Annotated in this window: 12 protein-coding genes; 8 read left to right on the plus strand and 4 right to left on the minus strand. The window is 34.8% G+C overall.

Annotation, left to right across the window (positions count from 1 at the left end; translation table 11 throughout):
• Nucleotides 1-169 precede the first annotated feature (169 nt).
• The 4 genes from creD to BC781_RS18815 all read left to right on the plus strand — a co-directional run bounded on the left by creD (nt 170) and on the right by BC781_RS18815 (nt 3,452).
• Nucleotides 170-1,564: a cell envelope integrity protein CreD gene (gene creD, locus BC781_RS18800; protein ID WP_109620703.1), complete on the plus strand. Its 1,395-nt coding sequence runs from the start codon at nt 170-172 to the stop codon at nt 1,562-1,564.
• A gap of 138 nt (nt 1,565-1,702) precedes the next feature.
• A complete protein-coding gene (locus BC781_RS18805) occupies nt 1,703-2,566 on the plus strand; it encodes a hypothetical protein (RefSeq protein WP_109620705.1) in 864 nt (287 codons plus the stop codon).
• Nucleotides 2,567-2,618: 52 nt separating this feature from the next.
• The gene (locus BC781_RS18810; protein WP_109620706.1) at nt 2,619-3,116 is read left to right on the plus strand and encodes a CAP domain-containing protein; all 498 of its coding nucleotides are present in this window, start codon (nt 2,619-2,621) and stop codon (nt 3,114-3,116) included.
• A gap of 87 nt (nt 3,117-3,203) precedes the next feature.
• Nucleotides 3,204-3,452 carry a GlsB/YeaQ/YmgE family stress response membrane protein gene (locus tag BC781_RS18815; protein WP_109620708.1) on the plus strand — a complete coding sequence of 83 codons (249 nt, stop codon included), beginning with the start codon at nt 3,204-3,206 and terminating at the stop codon, nt 3,450-3,452.
• A 71-nt stretch (nt 3,453-3,523) separates the two neighbouring features.
• On the opposite strand, the gene BC781_RS18820 is transcribed toward BC781_RS18815, so the two are convergent.
• Nucleotides 3,524-4,342 (minus strand): META domain-containing protein, encoded by an 819-nt coding sequence (locus tag BC781_RS18820; protein ID WP_109620710.1) that lies wholly within the window; start codon nt 4,340-4,342, stop codon nt 3,524-3,526.
• A gap of 489 nt (nt 4,343-4,831) precedes the next feature.
• On the opposite strand from BC781_RS18820, the gene BC781_RS18825 reads away from it, so the two are divergent.
• The gene (locus tag BC781_RS18825) at nt 4,832-8,104 is read left to right on the plus strand and encodes a SusC/RagA family TonB-linked outer membrane protein (protein ID WP_109620712.1); all 3,273 of its coding nucleotides are present in this window, start codon (nt 4,832-4,834) and stop codon (nt 8,102-8,104) included.
• 14 nt (nt 8,105-8,118) lie between these two features.
• The gene (locus BC781_RS18830) at nt 8,119-9,618 is read left to right on the plus strand and encodes a SusD/RagB family nutrient-binding outer membrane lipoprotein (protein ID WP_109620714.1); all 1,500 of its coding nucleotides are present in this window, start codon (nt 8,119-8,121) and stop codon (nt 9,616-9,618) included.
• Between the two features lie 93 nt (nt 9,619-9,711).
• On the opposite strand, the gene BC781_RS18835 is transcribed toward BC781_RS18830, so the two are convergent.
• Complete coding sequence (locus BC781_RS18835) at nt 9,712-11,538, minus strand: fasciclin domain-containing protein (protein WP_109620715.1); 1,827 nt, start codon at nt 11,536-11,538, stop codon at nt 9,712-9,714.
• A 388-nt stretch (nt 11,539-11,926) separates the two neighbouring features.
• Between BC781_RS18835 and hemN the strand changes: the two genes are divergently transcribed.
• Complete coding sequence (hemN, locus tag BC781_RS18840) at nt 11,927-13,294, plus strand: oxygen-independent coproporphyrinogen III oxidase (protein WP_109620717.1); 1,368 nt, start codon at nt 11,927-11,929, stop codon at nt 13,292-13,294.
• A gap of 109 nt (nt 13,295-13,403) precedes the next feature.
• On the opposite strand, the gene BC781_RS18845 is transcribed toward hemN, so the two are convergent.
• Nucleotides 13,404-14,480, minus strand: a complete 1,077-nt coding sequence (locus BC781_RS18845; protein WP_317047245.1) for a LacI family DNA-binding transcriptional regulator — start codon at nt 14,478-14,480, stop codon at nt 13,404-13,406.
• Between the two features lie 93 nt (nt 14,481-14,573).
• Nucleotides 14,574-15,839, minus strand: a complete 1,266-nt coding sequence (locus BC781_RS18850) for a flavin monoamine oxidase family protein (RefSeq protein WP_109620721.1) — start codon at nt 15,837-15,839, stop codon at nt 14,574-14,576.
• A gap of 370 nt (nt 15,840-16,209) precedes the next feature.
• On the opposite strand from BC781_RS18850, the gene BC781_RS18855 reads away from it, so the two are divergent.
• Nucleotides 16,210-17,082 (plus strand): PKD domain-containing protein, encoded by an 873-nt coding sequence (locus BC781_RS18855; protein ID WP_109620723.1) that lies wholly within the window; start codon nt 16,210-16,212, stop codon nt 17,080-17,082.
• Nucleotides 17,083-17,086: the final 4 nt, after the last annotated feature.

Consider the following 17,086-nt stretch of genomic DNA (forward strand, 5'->3'; position numbering starts at 1 on the left):
ATGCAAAGTACTTTATGTTAAGATTCAAATTTATCATTTACCTGATCGTATTGTTACTGTTTTCCAAAAGCAATAATTATAAGCCTCGATACCATTTTTTGAAAGGACTCATTTGGTATATCGTCAGGGGCATAATTATTCTATTTTCTAACACTAAAAATTATAATTCATGAAAGAAAAAAATGTTTTTGAGCGTACAAATGAGAAAATTTCTAATTCTATTTCACTTAGATTATTACTTATAGGTTTTATAATGCTGATTCTCAGTTGGCCTATAGGTAGCATTATGAATCTGATTGAAGAAAGAAGTAAAAGACAAGAGCAAGCAACAGAAGAGATTCATAAAAAATGGGGACGATCACAGCACATTTCAGCTTTCATTTTATCTATTCCTTATACTGAAGAAGAGATAATTACGAATGACAAGAATTTAAAAGAAAAAGTCATAATTGATCGGGTAATGTATTTGTTAGCTGATGATTTATTAATAAGTGGAGATACTAAAACAGACAAGAGAGCCAGAGGGATTTTTGAGGTGCCAGTCTATAGTTCTCAGTTAAATATAAAAGGAAGTTTTATCGGAGATGAAATTTTGAAGTCTGGAATTCCTTTGGAGGATATAAAATGGGATGATGCTAAAATTCATTTAGGAATGAGTGATTTTAGAGGTATAAAAGAGAATCTTATTCTCAAATGGGGAAAAGATGAAGTACCTTTTGAAACAGCAGATGAACATATGCCTACGAGCCTTACGGGAATGTCTTGTCCTGTTGATATTTCAGTTTTCAAAGAAAAAGGACAGCGTATCTCTTTTGAAACAGAATTAATATTTAACGGAAGCTCTTATCTCTATTTTTCACCTTTCGGAAAAAATACAAAAGTAGAAATTAAATCAGATTGGTTACATCCTAAATTTGATGGAGCACATTTCCCAGATCAGAAAGAAATAGGAGAAGATGGATTTACAGCAAGCTGGAAACTGATACATTTAAATAGAACCTATCCTCAATTAATTACTTCAAAGATTAAAGATTTACATACTTCAGATTTTGGAGTTAATTTCTTAACACCACTTGACGAATATCAGAAAAGTATGCGTTCTGCAAAATATGCAATGCTGATTATAGCATTAACTTTCTTAGTTTACTTTTTCATTCAGGTCAAAAATAAAGTCCAAATCCACCCCATTCAATATGGATTAGTCGGTTTTGCTTTATGTGTTTTTTATATCCTTTTGGTAGCACTTTCGGAGCATATATCTTTCAATTTTAGTTATCTCATAGCAAGTACAGCCACAGTAATACTGATTAGTAGTTATAGCAGATCAATCGTAAAAAGGTTTAAACTAATTAGAGTTTTATTTGGAAGTATTTTGGCGGTTTATTGGTTTGTATTTGGAATTATTCAGTCAGAAGATTACGCCCTTTTGATGGGAAGTATTGGTCTTTTTGTTGTCTTAGGAGTTGTCATGTTTATTTCGAAAGATGTCAATTGGTATAATAATATAGCTACCGAAGATCAAGAAACAGAATTACTTGAAGAAGATAGTAATGGGAATGAATAATAGATTAAAGGGCAATTCAGGGAATGATTTGCCCTATACTTTTAATTTATATTAATATGAGATTAAACAGTGTTAAATGAGTTTTTGAGTACTGTCAACATCAAAGAAGCTATTGTCCTGATTGAAAATAATAGCTAAATGATGAAACATCTTTTATTAATAACCATCCTGTTTTTCCAAATTCAAGTTCTTTCTGCTCAAACTATTGATAAAGTAAGAGGGCAGTTTACAAATTCAGTAGTAAAGACTACTAGAGGAGCTTATTCTTCTTCAAGTTCAAATCCTTATGATAGTGAACTAGGAATCTTAGAAGGTTTATTTTATGATCTTATTTTCGTACCAATTGTAGCTATTCCATTTTGGTCTCTTACAGTCTTCCCAGAAGAGTATTCTCCTTTTAAAAAACCACTTTTTGGACAATTCGTACTTTCAGATTACCCATATCAAAATGATGGGCAGGGACGATTTCACAAGTATTCGCTAGAAGAATCGATACCAAAGAACTCAGATATAGAACTAAGATTTAGTTATTTAAAAGATGAATCTACCTTACATAGTTATAAACTCGATATAAAGTACTATTTGTCCCATACCTTTAAAATCAACTTTGAGCACAATCAATTTTTTGAAAAAATAACAAAGGATACTTATGACAGAATGAATCAGAGTATTTTAAACATTGATTACATAAGGGCGCGACATTCAAAAATTGCATTTTGGTGGGGAGGAGGTTTAAGCTTTTTGAACCTTGATGATAAAACATTTTGGGCACCTCTTTTTAGTACAGGCCTAGAATTGTTCCCCCTAAAACCTTTTCATCTAGAATCGAAATGGCACATTGGAAGCTATGCTCACAAAGGAGAGTTAGTTGACATGCTTCAAGGTGAAACAGGCCTTGGTTTTTATATTAAAAATTTGAAAATATTTACATCTTACAGGTTAACTAAAATAGGAGATGTTCGTATCAATGGTATGGCTTTTGGGCTTGCAGTTCATATTTAGAAAGAAAATAGCAAACTGTATTTAATAACTAGCTTTACATACCTTTTTTACAATGAAGAGAATACGAAATTATCTACTAACAATTAGCCTATTTATTATTGTGGGATGTGATTCAGATGTAGAACCAAATGTTGGGAAATTAGAAGTAAACCTCGATAAAGCAAAGATACTTGAGTTAGTCAATCAATCCCGTTGGGAAGGAGCAATGTGTGGTAGTACAGCAAAAGAATCTGTTCCAGCCTTGAAATGGAATGATAAGTTAGCTAAGGCTGCTTTAGACCATTCTAATGATATGTACAATAATGACTATTTCAGTCACACTAGCCCAGATGGAACAAACTTTAGTAAAAGAGCAACTAATGCAGGTTATGAAGGACGACCAATGGGAGAAAATATTGCTTGGGGGTATAGTTCTGAAGAAGCAGTAATGAAAGGCTGGATGAATAGTCCTGGACACTGTAAGAATATCATGATTGGAAATGCAACTGAGATTGGAGTAGCCAAATCAGATCAAGGAAACTACTGGACAATGGTTTTAGGTAAAGAATAACTGAATATCTTCTAGATCATAGTTAGTAGGTATTGAACCTCTCTTTATACTGTAATGTTGCTAAAGCAGAACATTAAATAAAGTATAATGGGTATTTTATCTTGGATTATTTTTGGATTGATAGCAGGGGCTTTAGCGAAATGGATAATGCCAGGCGATGACCCTGGAGGGGTTATTGTCACTATCGTAATTGGTGTTGTTGGAGCTGTAGTAGGAGGTTATATTGGTTCACTAATTGGATGGGGTGAAGTAGACGGGTTCAATATCAAGAGTTTTGCTACGGCAATTGGAGGTGCTTTAGTACTTCTTTTCGCTTATCGAAAGATAAAAGGCTAGAAAATGTCTTAAGTATTTTTCAAAAAGAAAGTCTCATCAATACAAGCTTGATGAGACTTTTTATTTATAGTTTAATCTACTTTTTTGAATGTCAGTTTAGAACCATCATCACCAACAAGAGTTAAAAGACCGTCTCCAATAACATATTTAAGAGTCTTTTTGGTTAAAGCAGTTAAGAACTTTTGTTCAAAGTCCATATTTGGGCAAGCTTTTCTTGTGGCTACAAGCATTCCAAAAGTAATTCGGTCACCTTCAGCATCCATTGGTCCCATTATTTCGTTACAGCCCCCATTTCCATTTACTCGACTATCAGAAATATTAAATTCTAATCGTGGCATTCCGTCTGGGAAGTTTTCGGTTTTGAGTTTTTCACCATTCATTTCCACGAGTGCCCAAATATCATTCAATTTAATATCATTAATGAAAAGCCCACATCCCATAAAAGTTTCAACGCCTTCTTCTCTTCGCACATCAACTTCCACATGATGTTTGAAAGGCATATTTTTTTCATCAGTAAGATGGCATTCCCCTTTTTTGATGACTAGCTTATACCCAGTTGAATCTTCGGAAATATGTTTCACAATTACCATATTTTCTCCATTATGAAATTCATCTGGAAAAGGATGCGAGACAGTAATATTTTTCTTAGGGTGATTGAATGTGACATTTTTATCAAAAATTACTTTGATAGTCCATTCATGATTTTCACCTATTCCAATGAAGTGGAAGCCATCGTCAAACTCATCTTTCCAATCTTCAGGGTTTGAAGTTTTACTTGTTATATCATTTGATTGCTTCTCTTCAGTTGTTTCATTACTTTTTTGAGGAGAGCAAGAATAAGTGATGAGTCCTACTAATAATATGGATGATAAATATTTCAACAATCTCATTAGCCTAGTTTTTTTAGTGAGTTTTAGTCATTTCTATAAAGCCTTTTTTTCATTGCATAGTTTCTCTTCTATGACTACATACTATACTTTCTAATATAGTTGCTATTTATGTTTAACGTTCCGCGAAATGAATTTAATGCGATGTTTTACTTCTTAAAACTAAGGGTAGTAGATGTTCTTATAATTCTCTGTTTTTCGAGAGATTATTTCGACTGAACAAGTTTCAAAGAATAAAATTAAGTATCACTAATACATCTAAGGTTAATATATGTAAATAAAGGGGTAATTTATGGAGAGTAAAGTATGATAGCTTCCTACTAATTTTGAGAAAAGTAAAATTCAATTATTTCAAAGATTTGAAATATGTAGTCTTTTAAATAACAGACATCAGCCCGGGATTTGTCTTGTTATTCAGCTTTTCAGACGATCAGATGACCACACAAATTGTATGAGTGGTACTCTTATTTTTTATTCAATAAGAACACAGATATGAAGCTCAAAACTTTATTACTTTCATTTTTTATCTCTTTAGTGAGCATACTCTCTTATGCACAAGAAAGGGTGATAAGCGGTCAAGTTACTTCGGTAACTGACAAAACTGGAATTCCCGGAATTTCAGTCATAATTAAAGATACAGATCTTGGAACGGCTACATCATTAGATGGGAATTTTAAACTGACAATTCCTGAAGGTACTTCTGTTTTGGTCTTTTCAGGGATTGGCTACATCACAAAAGAAGTTAATATTGGCTCTCGTTCTATCGTAGATGTAGTATTGGAAGAAGATATCGATCAATTAGAGGAAGTAGTTGTAACTGCTTTAGGTACAACTCGTGAGAAAAGAGCCGTCGGATATGCTGTGCAAACAGTTGATGGCGAAAGTTTAGCAACGGTAAAAGCCGATAACGTTGTAAAATCTTTAGCGGGTAAAGTAGCTGGGGTACAGGTTCGGTCAAGTAGTAATGTAGGTGGAGGAAGTAGTATTATCATACGTGGAAACTCTTCTCTTAGTGGTAATAACCAACCGTTATTTGTCGTTGACGGAATACCTGTCTCAAATAACTATTCTGCAGGTGGAGCATTTGGTGGTAGAGATTATGGAAATGGCGCAGCTGATATCAACCCAGATGATATTGAAAATATGACTGTTTTGAAAGGGGCAAGTGCAACAGCTCTTTATGGTTCTAGAGGTGCAAATGGTGTAATTATAATTACTACAAAATCAGGTCAGAAAACTAAGGGATGGGGTGTCTCTGTAAATACAGGAGTTACATTTTCAAAAATAAATGAGGCTACTTTACCTAATTATCAGAATGAATATGGTGGAGGTTATTCTCAAGAGTTTGAAACTTTTACTTTTGATCCCTCTATTCACCCTGCCGAATGGGCTCAATTTGATGGAGATTTGATTGCTGCCTATGGAGATGATGCAAGTTGGGGACCAAAGCTTGATGGTACTCTAGTTAGACATTGGGATAGTTGGGATCCTACAGATACTGACAACTTCGGTAAACTACGTCCTTGGTCTCCAACAGAGAATGGAATTGAGCACCTATTTTCAACTGGAGTGATCTATAACAACAATGTATCCTTATCAAAAGCGGGAGAGTTTGGGAACTTTAGAGTGAGTTTTACGAACTACGATTTGACTGGTACACTACCAAATAGTAATCAAGTTAGAAATACCTTGAATATCAATTCGACTGTTAAACTTACTGACAAGTTATCTTCAACTGTACTAGCAAACTATGTTCAAACAGAGACTATTGGACGTCCGGGAACTGGTTATGCGGCTGCTGATGGTAATGCGATTATGGCTTCATTTGGTCTATGGCACCAACGTCAATTGGATTTGTCGAGAATGGAACAATACCAAAATGCAAATGGTGTTCAGCGTACTTGGAATATGCATAATCCAAATTATTATGGACCAAATACTGATGTGCCAGTTTATGCAGCATCATATTGGGATAATCCTTATTGGACTCGCCAGAAAAACTATGTAAATGATTATAAGGATCGTTTTTATGGGAAATGGGAGGCGACTTTAGAAGTAAAAGATTGGTTAAAGTTCGTTGGACGAGTTGCAATGGATTATTACAATGAAGAGCGAGAAAATAGAACTGCTAAAGGTGGAGTTGTTGAATTTGTAGATCGAGGTCTTTATCCAGCTTACGGCAGAAGCATGAGAAGCAATCTAGAGGTGAACTATGAAGCTTTTGCGATGATTAATAAGGATATTACTAGTGACCTGAATTTCTCAGCTCAAATTGGTGCAAATCGTAGAACTGAGAGATGGACTTACATGGGACTATCAACAAGTCAAGGTTTGGTTTTAGATGATCTATATTCTATTGGTAATACTGCAAATGATAATGTAGGATTTGGAGAGAATTATATTCCAAAAGAAGTACAAGCAGTTTTTGGTGTGTTCTCTTTTGGGTATAAAAATATGATTTACTTAGAATCATCGCTTAGAAATGAGTGGGCATCTACTTTACCTGCGTCACATTCATTCTTCTATCCATCAACTTCAGCATCTTTTGTTTTCAGTGAATTACCATTCTTATCAGACTCTAGAGTATTGTCTTTTGGTAAAATTAGAGCTGGTATTTCTAAGGTAGGTAATGCTCCAGGCGCATTCTTGTTAGGAAATTATTATTATCCTGGAAGCAAGTACGACAGTGAATTACCAACGTATTATCCTTCTAGCATTTTAACTTCTCCAGATTTATTACCAGAAGTTACAGTTGAAAGAGAGGTGGGACTTGAACTTTCATTCTTAGAAAATAGAATCAGTTTAGATGCTGCTTATTATAACAAATTAAGTAGTGACCAATTTGTCAATCAGCCAATTCCTGGTTCATCTGGAAATTATAGAAGCTTTGGAAATGGTGGCGAAATAGAAGTAAAAGGATTTGAATTGATGATAAATGCTACACCAATCAGAACGGAAGCATTTTCATGGAACATTGGAGTTAACTTCGAAAAATCACAGAGTACAGTTATTACAATTGCAGAGGGAACAGAGTCATTGACAATCGGTTCAATTTATGATGTGAGCCTTGTCCATAGACCAGGAATGCCTTATGGTTCTATCGTAGGTACTGATTATGTCTACAATGACAAAGGAGAGAAAATGATTGGTGATGATGGTTATTACCTTATTTCTGATCCAAAAGTTATAGGAGATATTAACCCTGATTGGGTTGCTGGTTTTACAAACACATTTACATATAAAGGATTGTCTTTATCTGCTGTATTTGATATGCGTCAAGGAGGAGAATTATTCTCTCAAACCCATAGATGGGGGGTAAGTAACGGTCTTTTGGAAGAAACTGTTGGTAATAATGATTTAGGAAATCCTGTTCGTAACCCAGTTACTGAGGATAATACTTCTGGTGGTGTGATCTTGAATGGTGTTTTAGAAGATGGTTCTCAAAATACAACAAGAGTAGCAATGAATTATAACGGTGCTGCTGCGGATTACCACAATCCAGAATCTGCTTCGGTATTTGATGCTGGGTATATCAAACTTCGTGATGTGAGTCTAGCATATCAGTTGCCAAATAAAATTACAGAAAAGTGGGGAATAAGAAATTTAACACTAACAGCAACTGGTAGAAACCTTGCTATTCTAAAAAGAGATAGCCCACATATTGACCCTGAGTTGACATATGGTGTTGGTAATTTCCAAGGTATGGAAATCGGTTTCCTACCAACGGAAAGATCGTATGGTTTTAACTTGAAATTTGACTTCTAGACCCTAATTAAGAAATGATGAAAAAGATTATATTATTATTGATAGGCTTCTTCATATTTATGTCATCATGTACAGATGGTTTTGAAGAGCTAAATACAGACCCTAAAACACCAATTGGACAAACTGATCCTAGTTTTATTTTGCCAACGGCACTCAATAGCTTGATGAATCATCATGTTTATACAGGTGCGGTAAATGAAAACCAGTTGGGTACATTCTCTCAATATTTTGCCAAGTATGATTATACCAATGAAAACATATATGATTTTAGAGGAAATATGTTTGATACACATTGGGGAAGTTTATACAGAAGCATTGCTGTTTTTAGAGATATAGCTCGTTTGGTAGAAGTTGCTCCATACAATAACGGATTATCACAAAGCGCTTTAAATAACAGAAAAGCTGTTTCTGAAATCATGGAAATTTGGTGTTTCCATCAATTGACGGATCAATTTGGAGATGTTCCATATTCTGAAGCAGCTCAATCACCTGATATCGTTACGCCTAAATATGATAAGCAATCAGATATTTATCCTGATCTTATCAAAAGACTAGGGGCTGTTGTAGAGTCAATTGATACTTCTGCTGAAGGTTTTGGCCCTACGGATGTGTTTTTTGATGGAGATATGAACAGATGGGTAGTTTTTGCTAATAGTTTGAAGCTCAGATTAGCTATGCGTTTAGCAGATATTGATCCTTCTGTGGCTTCAACAGCTGTCAATGAGGCTCTAACAGCTGGAGTATTAGATTCAAATAATGATAACATCAAATATTATTTTAATACGGCTAATGCATTTATGAGTCCATTGAGAAGAAATGATGGTGAAGCCGGTTGGGTAGATGTTTTGATTTGTGAAACGTTTACGGATGTTGTAAATGAAGTAGAAGACCCAAGAAGATGGTATATGATGTATGGGTGGGGACCAGAGGATAAACCATTTAATGGTTATCCACTAACTTATCAGACAAAAGGAGAATTTCCTCATGGCGATTGGGGGTATGCATTTTTGGGTTGGAATTTCAGATATGGAGATGAAAGAGATTACCCTTGGGCTCATATTTTAATAGATTATGCTGAAGTAGAGTTTTTAAAGGCAGAAGCAGTTGAAAGAGGTTTTATTGGTGGTGATGCAGCACTGCATTATACAAACGCTGTCACAGCTTCTTTGGAATATTGGGAAGTAGGTAGTGATGCGATCACTACTTATTTATCTAGACCAGATGTAGCTTATGCTACTGCTGAAGGTACTTGGAAACAGAAAATAGGAACGCAAAAATATATTGCTTTCTTTCCTCAATCTTCAGAAGCTTTTGCTGAACAACGTCGTTTAGATTATCCGGCTTTGACTCCTCCAGTATTAGTTTCTGGACAATTGACTCAAGCAGATATAGCGACAAGGTTACCTTATCCTATTTCTGAAGTTAATATGAATCCGATAAATACTACCGCAGCAATAGATGGAATTGGTGGTGAAAATAGTATCACTACTAAAGTATGGTGGGATGTAAATTAGACTGACGGAATAGTTTATGATATAAAATATAATTGAATTGGATTGGAAAAGGCTAAGCTTATAGCTTAGCCTTTTTTTGTATTATTGAAATTATTACTGTTGAGATGGTGGAAGTAAGACACCATCAATCACATGAATAATTCCATCAGTTGTTTGAATATCTGCAATCTGAACTGTTCCACTAGATTCTGTTGTAGATACAGTAATATTATCTCCAGATACGCCAAATGTAAGTGTGACTTCACTTACAGCATCAGCTGTACCTCCATCTTCTACTGAACTAGACACTACATTTGATTCAGCAACAACATGAGTAAGAAGAATTCCTTCCAAATCACCATCTGAGTTTAATTGGCTAAGAACATCCCCTAAATCATCACCTAGACTGTTAAAGGCGGCTGTATCAGGTGCGAAAAGAGTAGACGGTGCTGTTAGTGTTCCTAAGTCTATACCAGCAGTGTCTAAAGCGGCTCCTAATCCTTCTAATCTATCATCAAAGCCGATAACATCAGCCAAAGAAGGAACTAATAGTACACTTTCAATACCATGTATTACACCATTTTTAGCCATGATATCAATATCATCAGCTTCAATTCCAATATCACCATTTAGTTTCAATGATTCAGTGTTGATTAGTAGTGAGGCATTTACAGTATCTCCATCAACAAATGAGATAGGAGAGGCTGTTGAAACATAAGTCCCATCTTCAGGAAGATCTTCAGATGTTACTTTAGATGTCAATACATGATACAACAAGATGCTTGTAAGTGTATCTGTATCGAAATCAGCAATAGTAGTTGAATCAGTAAGACCTAAGTCCGTAAAGGCATCATTATCTGGTGCAAAGATTGTAAACTCGGCTGTTGTGTCTGCTATTACAGAATCTAGATCAGTAGCACCTAGTGCAAATACTAATAGTGAATAGTCTTCGTCAGCTTTTAATACTGAAAGTAAGTCCTCATCGGCATTGCCCCCCATGTCACCATCGCTTTCAACAATCACTTCATCAATAATATGTACAACTCCATCAGTACCCTGAATATCAGCTACAGTAACCTCTGCATCTTCAAAGCCATCAGCACTTAAAGTGATGTCATCTCCATCAATATTTACTGTAAGCATTAATCCGCTAGCCATTTCAATTTCTTGACCGTCACTTAAATCTCCTGAATTTACATTCACACCCATGATAAGATGATTCGATAAAATACCGATAATAGTTTCTTCATCAGCATCCATGAGGTCATCTACAAGGTCTGCAAATGCATCATTATCTGGTGCAAACAATGTGTAAGGACCTTCTTCTTCATCAAAAGTAAGGTCTAATACCATTAAAACTGAGTCAAGTGTACTCAGGTCATCTGTCACGTCAAGAACTTCCTCTAAACTTTGTGGAGAAAGTACTGCATCTAGACCGTGGATGACTCCATTAGATGCATCTATGTCAAGGTTGTCTGTATCTAACGGAGAAGAGCCGTTTAAGGTAAGATTACCTGCATCTACATACAATGAGAATAAACTTTCACCAAATCCAGAAGGGCCTAGAGTTGTCACCCAAGATGGTTCTTCAGGTAAGTTTGTTGATTTTACTTCTGAGCCTAATACATGGTAACTTAATAGGCTTGCCAAGGTGTCTGTATTGATACTTTCAATAGCAGCTGAATCAATACCTACAGCACTAAAAGCAGCATTTGATGGAGCGAATAGCGTTAAATCTTGGGCCTCACTTGTTAGGATACTTTCAAGTCCTGCCTCTTTAATTGCAAAAACTAAAAGACTATAGTCTTCATTACTTTCAAGTACTTCAAGAATGTTCTCAGTGGTACCACCTCCAGAACCATTGTCATCATCGTCATCACACGAAGGGATGATAATAGAAATACAGAGTAAATAGAAAAATAATAATATTGACTTTTTCATGGGTAAAATAATAGTTAACCTTAGTTGTATTTGTTGAGTATGTGAAGATTAAAAAAAATGATTTACGAAAGACCTTAAATGTAATTTGGCGTAATAATTATCTTGAAATTCAACTTTATCAAAGGTTCGATGTATTGTTCTTTATGAAAATGAGTTTTTTTGGATTGTAAGTAGATTCTTGATTCTACATTTTCCTCATATTTTAAGGCGATAGAGAGGGGCTATTGACTTTGAAATATGGTCTTTGTTATTATTTACCCTAACAATTTTTAATGAAAAGAATAAAATCTTACCTAAGGCTGTATATTAATTGGCTATTTATTGACTTTCCTCACCAAAAGGGTTTTGTGTAGCTTTTATTTTTGCACTGAACATAGAAGAATTATCCATGCTAGAAAAAGAACTAATCAGAAAGTATAATATTCCAGGGCCAAGGTATACTAGTTATCCAACAGTTCCTTATTGGGATAAAACACCTCCAACTGTAGAAGACTGGAAATCTCAAGTGAAATCTGCGTTTGATGCTAGCAATAGCAAAGATGGAATCAGTATCTATATTCATTTGCCTTATTGTGAAAGTCTTTGTACGTATTGTGGTTGTAACACGCGTATAACGATAAATCATAAAGTTGAAGAGGTTTACATTCGTACACTTTTAAAAGAGTGGGACTTGTATAAGTCTCTTTTCAATGGTGAAAAAGTAAGAATTAAAGAAATTCATTTAGGTGGAGGAACGCCTACTTTCTTTAGTCCAAAAAACTTGAAATGGATGATTGAAAGTATTTTGGAAGGAAATGAAAAAACTGAAGATGCTGAATTTAGTTTTGAAGCTCATCCTCAAAATACCACAAAAGAACACCTAGAGACTTTATATAACATAGGGTTTAAGCGTCTAAGTCTTGGTATTCAAGATTTCGACCCGAAGGTTCAAGAAATTGTGAATCGTGTTCAGAGTTTTGAAGAAGTAAAAGAAGTAACTGACTATGCAAGAGAACTTGGTTATACTTCTATCAATTACGATTTAATTTACGGCTTGCCCCTTCAAACAATTGAAACAGTAAGAAATACTATTGAGCTTGTGAATGAACTGAAGCCAGATCGTATTGCTTACTATAGTTATGCTCATATTCCTTGGGTAAAGCCAGGACAGCGAAAGTTTACAGAAAAAGATTTGCCTGCAGATGAAGAAAAAAGAGCTTTATACGAATTAGGTAAAGAGCTTTTTGAGAAGAATGGTTATGTTGAGATTGGGATGGATCATTTCGCTCTTCCTTCTGATACGTTGGCTATTGCAACCGATCAGAAAAAATTACACCGTAATTTTATGGGCTATACGCATAATTATACCCAATTGATGGTTGGTTTAGGGGCTTCTTCAATTTCAGATTCATGGGGAGCATTTATTCAGAATATCAAAAAAGTCGAAGACTATAAGGCTGCCGTAGATAACGGAGAATTTCCGTTTTATCGTGGTCATATCTTAAATGAAGAAGACTTGATTTTACGTCAGCACATTCTAAATGTGATGTGTCATTTTGAGACTTCTTGGAATGAGGAAGAATTGCAATCTGAGGTATTAGATGAAGTACTTCCTCGACTAGAAGAAATGCTTAATGATGGTTTGCTAGAATTTAAAGACAAACAAATTGTAGTGACTCCAAAGGGATATCCTTTTGTCAGAAATATTTGTATGACCTTTGATGGAAGAATGCTTAGAGATAAGCCAACTCATCAAATTTTTTCTCAGACGGTATAATATTAACTACAAGTGAGAAATAAAAAAATCCTGAGCTCAATTTTGAGTTCAGGATTTTTTCTTTACGTTAATTAGTAATACACACGTTGCGGATATTGCAGAATCGATTTTATTTTTTCTTCTGTGAAGAAGCTCTAATCACTAGTTGAGGTTTTAAAACCTTTGTTTCTGGCTTTATTTCCTCATTTTCATTACTCTCAATTTCTTTGAGAAGGAGTTTGGTCGCGGCTATACCTATTTCATAAGCCGATTGAGAAACCGATGATAAAGGAGGATCAACAATTTCGGCTAATTGCCAATTTGAAAATCCCACTACTGCTATATCATCTGGTATTTTTAGGTTATGCTTTTTTATTGATTGCATAGCCCCAAGAGCGGCCATGTCGTTGTTGGCAAAAATACCATCAATTTTAGTATCTCCCTCTTCCAATATCAAGTCTGTGACCCGAGCAGCTTCTTCTTGAGTCCCTTCACCACATTTCACAATTAGGTTTTCATTAATCTCTATACCGTACTTCGTGAGAGCCGCTTTATAGCCTTCCAATCTACTAATACTGATATCAAGATTTTTTGGTCCCAACAAGTGGGCAATGTGTTTGCAGCCTTGGTTTATCAAGTGTTCTGTTGCTTGAAATGCTCCATCAAAATCATCAGTTACAACTTTAGATGTATGTATCAAGTCACATGATCTATCAAAGAATACAATAGGCATTCCTTTATTGTAGATATTTGTGATATGGCTAAAATCCTCTGTTTCTTTGGCAACAGAGATAAGCATTCCATCTACACGAGATGAAAATAAGGCATTAATATCGGTTTTTTCACGTTCATAGCTCTCATTGGTCTGGCACATAATTACGTTGTAACCAGAGTTATAAGCAACCTCTTGAACACCAGTAATAATTTTGGCAAAAAAGTCATGTACAATCTCAGGAATAATCACCCCAATATTGTTGGTTTTCTTTTGTCGAAGACTTAGTGCTAGCGTGTTTGGTTGAAAGTCGAGTTCTTTAGCTAGTTTTACGACAGCTTGTTTAGTTTCGTCACTGATATCTGGATGGTCTTTCAACGCTCTCGAAACTGTAGATTTCGAGATCCCCAATCGATCCGCAATATCCTGCATTGTAAGTTGAGCCTTCCGCATAAAATAATTTATTAAGATCAGTTCTGTATTTTTAGAGAGCAGTCATTAAATGTATTTTTTACATAAAGTTGTGCTTTCTAACCAAATATTAAGATATCTATTTTGACAATAATGCAAAAACATTGGACAATTTTGTTACAAATTATTTTCATTATAGATACTCAAAATAATTTCACAAGATTTTTCAGCGCTTTCCATTGCCCCTTGAATTGTAGCTGCATGTCCTTCACTATTACAAGCTTCTCCAATAAAAAAGAGTTTGTTCTCGATAGGTTTTGATAAATTCTCTCTGAGTTTTAAACTATGCGGTACGGCATAAGAATAGGTTCCTAAAGTATGAGGGTCATTACCCCAATCATGAAAAATACTTTTCTGTATGAGTAAGCCTAAGTCTCTTCTATTGAACATCAGATTCAATTCATCGACAAAAAGCCTTTCTATATATGCTTTGGAAGAGGTTTCTAAGATTTTAGCATTTTTCCCCATCATATATGCACAGACAACAGGCTGTTCCTGATCACTGAATAAATAGAGTGGGGCAATCTGTCCTCCTATAATTTCACGAGTATCTTTATCCCAGAATTTCTCTGAAAATTGAAGCAAAAATTTAAAACCTCTATCAAACCCGAGCTGCTCAATTGCATTTTTATGAGGAGGAGGAAGTGAAGGAGAAAACGTTATTTTATCTTGCTTGAGAATCCCTAATGAAGTAGAAATGATACATGAGTCAGCAGTAAAGCTTTTTGAGTCTTTACATTGTATTTTTATTAGATCGTTACTGTATTCTATCTTTTCAACTTCAGTATTTAAAATGATATTATCACTCAATTCTTGTTTAAAAAAATCAATGATTTGATTCATCGGACCTTTTAAGTGATAATTCTTTTCTCCAGAAGTCCATAATCTCTCCTCATTTACTAAACTTTGAATCTCCAAACTATCTAAATCAGTACCATATTCTGCCGCAAATCCTTGAAATAAGTGTTCACTTTCAGAAGACATGTATCCTTTTTCATTTAAGTAATCCTTAAGATTCTCTGTTGGGCCATCATAATTTTCAAAAGAGTTGAAAAAACGCTTTGCTTGAAGTAATTCTGGTACTGAATGCGAATGATCTTCATCTATTAACTGATCCTTCCAAAAGTAGTAGTAATCTCCTGAGTCGGGATAAACCTTTATTTTAAGGTATTCGAGTAGCTCAAAAAATATATGGTTTCTACCATGAATTTGTTCTGCCCCAAGTTCAAAGAAAGTATCTTCCTCAACTTTAGAATATATACGTCCTCCAATTCGGTCAGAAGATTCCAGTATTTTAATGTCTATATCTGAGATACTTTTCTTTAGTAAAAAGGCCGCATAAAGTCCACTAATTCCTGCTCCTACGATTACTATACTATTCATATTGAAAAATGGTTAAAAATTAAGTTTAACTGACATCTTAAGTTATTTGCTTCAATATGTATAAATAAGAAAAACTTCTAACTACTAAAAACAATATGATTGAATAGTTGGATATAGCCTTGAATTTGTGGTTTAATTTTGTGAAAAAAAAGCTTTAGTAACATTGTGAATTGGATATGGGTTCGTCAAGCTATAATTTATTTTTTATAAAAGTTAAGCTTTTTATACTTGAGTAGGGTTTATGAGAAAAGTACTCAATCAATCTCTTTAATGAAGAAAATTACAATGTTTATGTTCAAATAGTTATAACCCTTCAATTATTATTAAAAGCTAAGCTATAATCCAATTTCTTAACTCAATACAATTTCTTATGAAAATTAGGCTGGTCATTTTATTACTTGCCCCAATCGGTTTTTTATTCACCAATTGCACGGAAGACAGTGCAGGTGATTTGCCGCCTACACCTACTTTCACAGCAAGCCAAACCTTCCTGAGAATGGGAGAAACTGTAGTTTTTCAGAATACGAGTGATGATGCTGAAAAATACATTTGGGATTTTGGTGATGGTTCGGCGAAAGAAGAGCTGAAGGATAAGTTTACACCTGTACAACATACTTTTACCAATGTCGGTAATTTTCATGTATATCTTACTTCTGTTTCTTCTAGTGGGGAAGAAGTTGAGTCTTCAATGATTATTAGAGTTGGGATACTAGAGTTACAAAGTGCAGAATTAAGAGCTTATCCGTTGATGGATACAATTGATAATTTAGGGCAAATTACTGAAATCCCGTGGGATGAGGATAGTGGACCAGACCTTAGATTGGCAGTGTTGAAATCAGGCTCTAACTATCTTTTATCTGATTTGTACCCTAATCTAGAAGAAACTGACCTTCCTCTAACAATGAGTATGAGTGGTTTTGAACAGTCAGGCTTTTGGTTGGCCGGAGACCCTTTCATCATAACTACGGTAGAAGAAGATACTGTTGATGGGATTAGCAATCTATTCATAATGAATTCTGAAATCTTAGTGGAAACTCCTTTCAATGAATTACAACGTTCTACCTCTGACCCTCTAAGTTTTTCAGGTGATTTTGAGACTGAAACAAGTGATTTAGAAGTAAGTCTTCAATCTCAGCTATACTTATTCACTGATACTGTTTTCCTACAACAATCAGCACGTAAGCAAAAAGAACTTCAATTACCTAAAAGAATTGAAGATAAACTGAATCAATTTTCAATGTAATCCA

Source organism: Sediminitomix flava, from assembly GCF_003149185.1.
Taxonomy (GTDB): domain Bacteria; phylum Bacteroidota; class Bacteroidia; order Cytophagales; family Flammeovirgaceae; genus Sediminitomix; species Sediminitomix flava.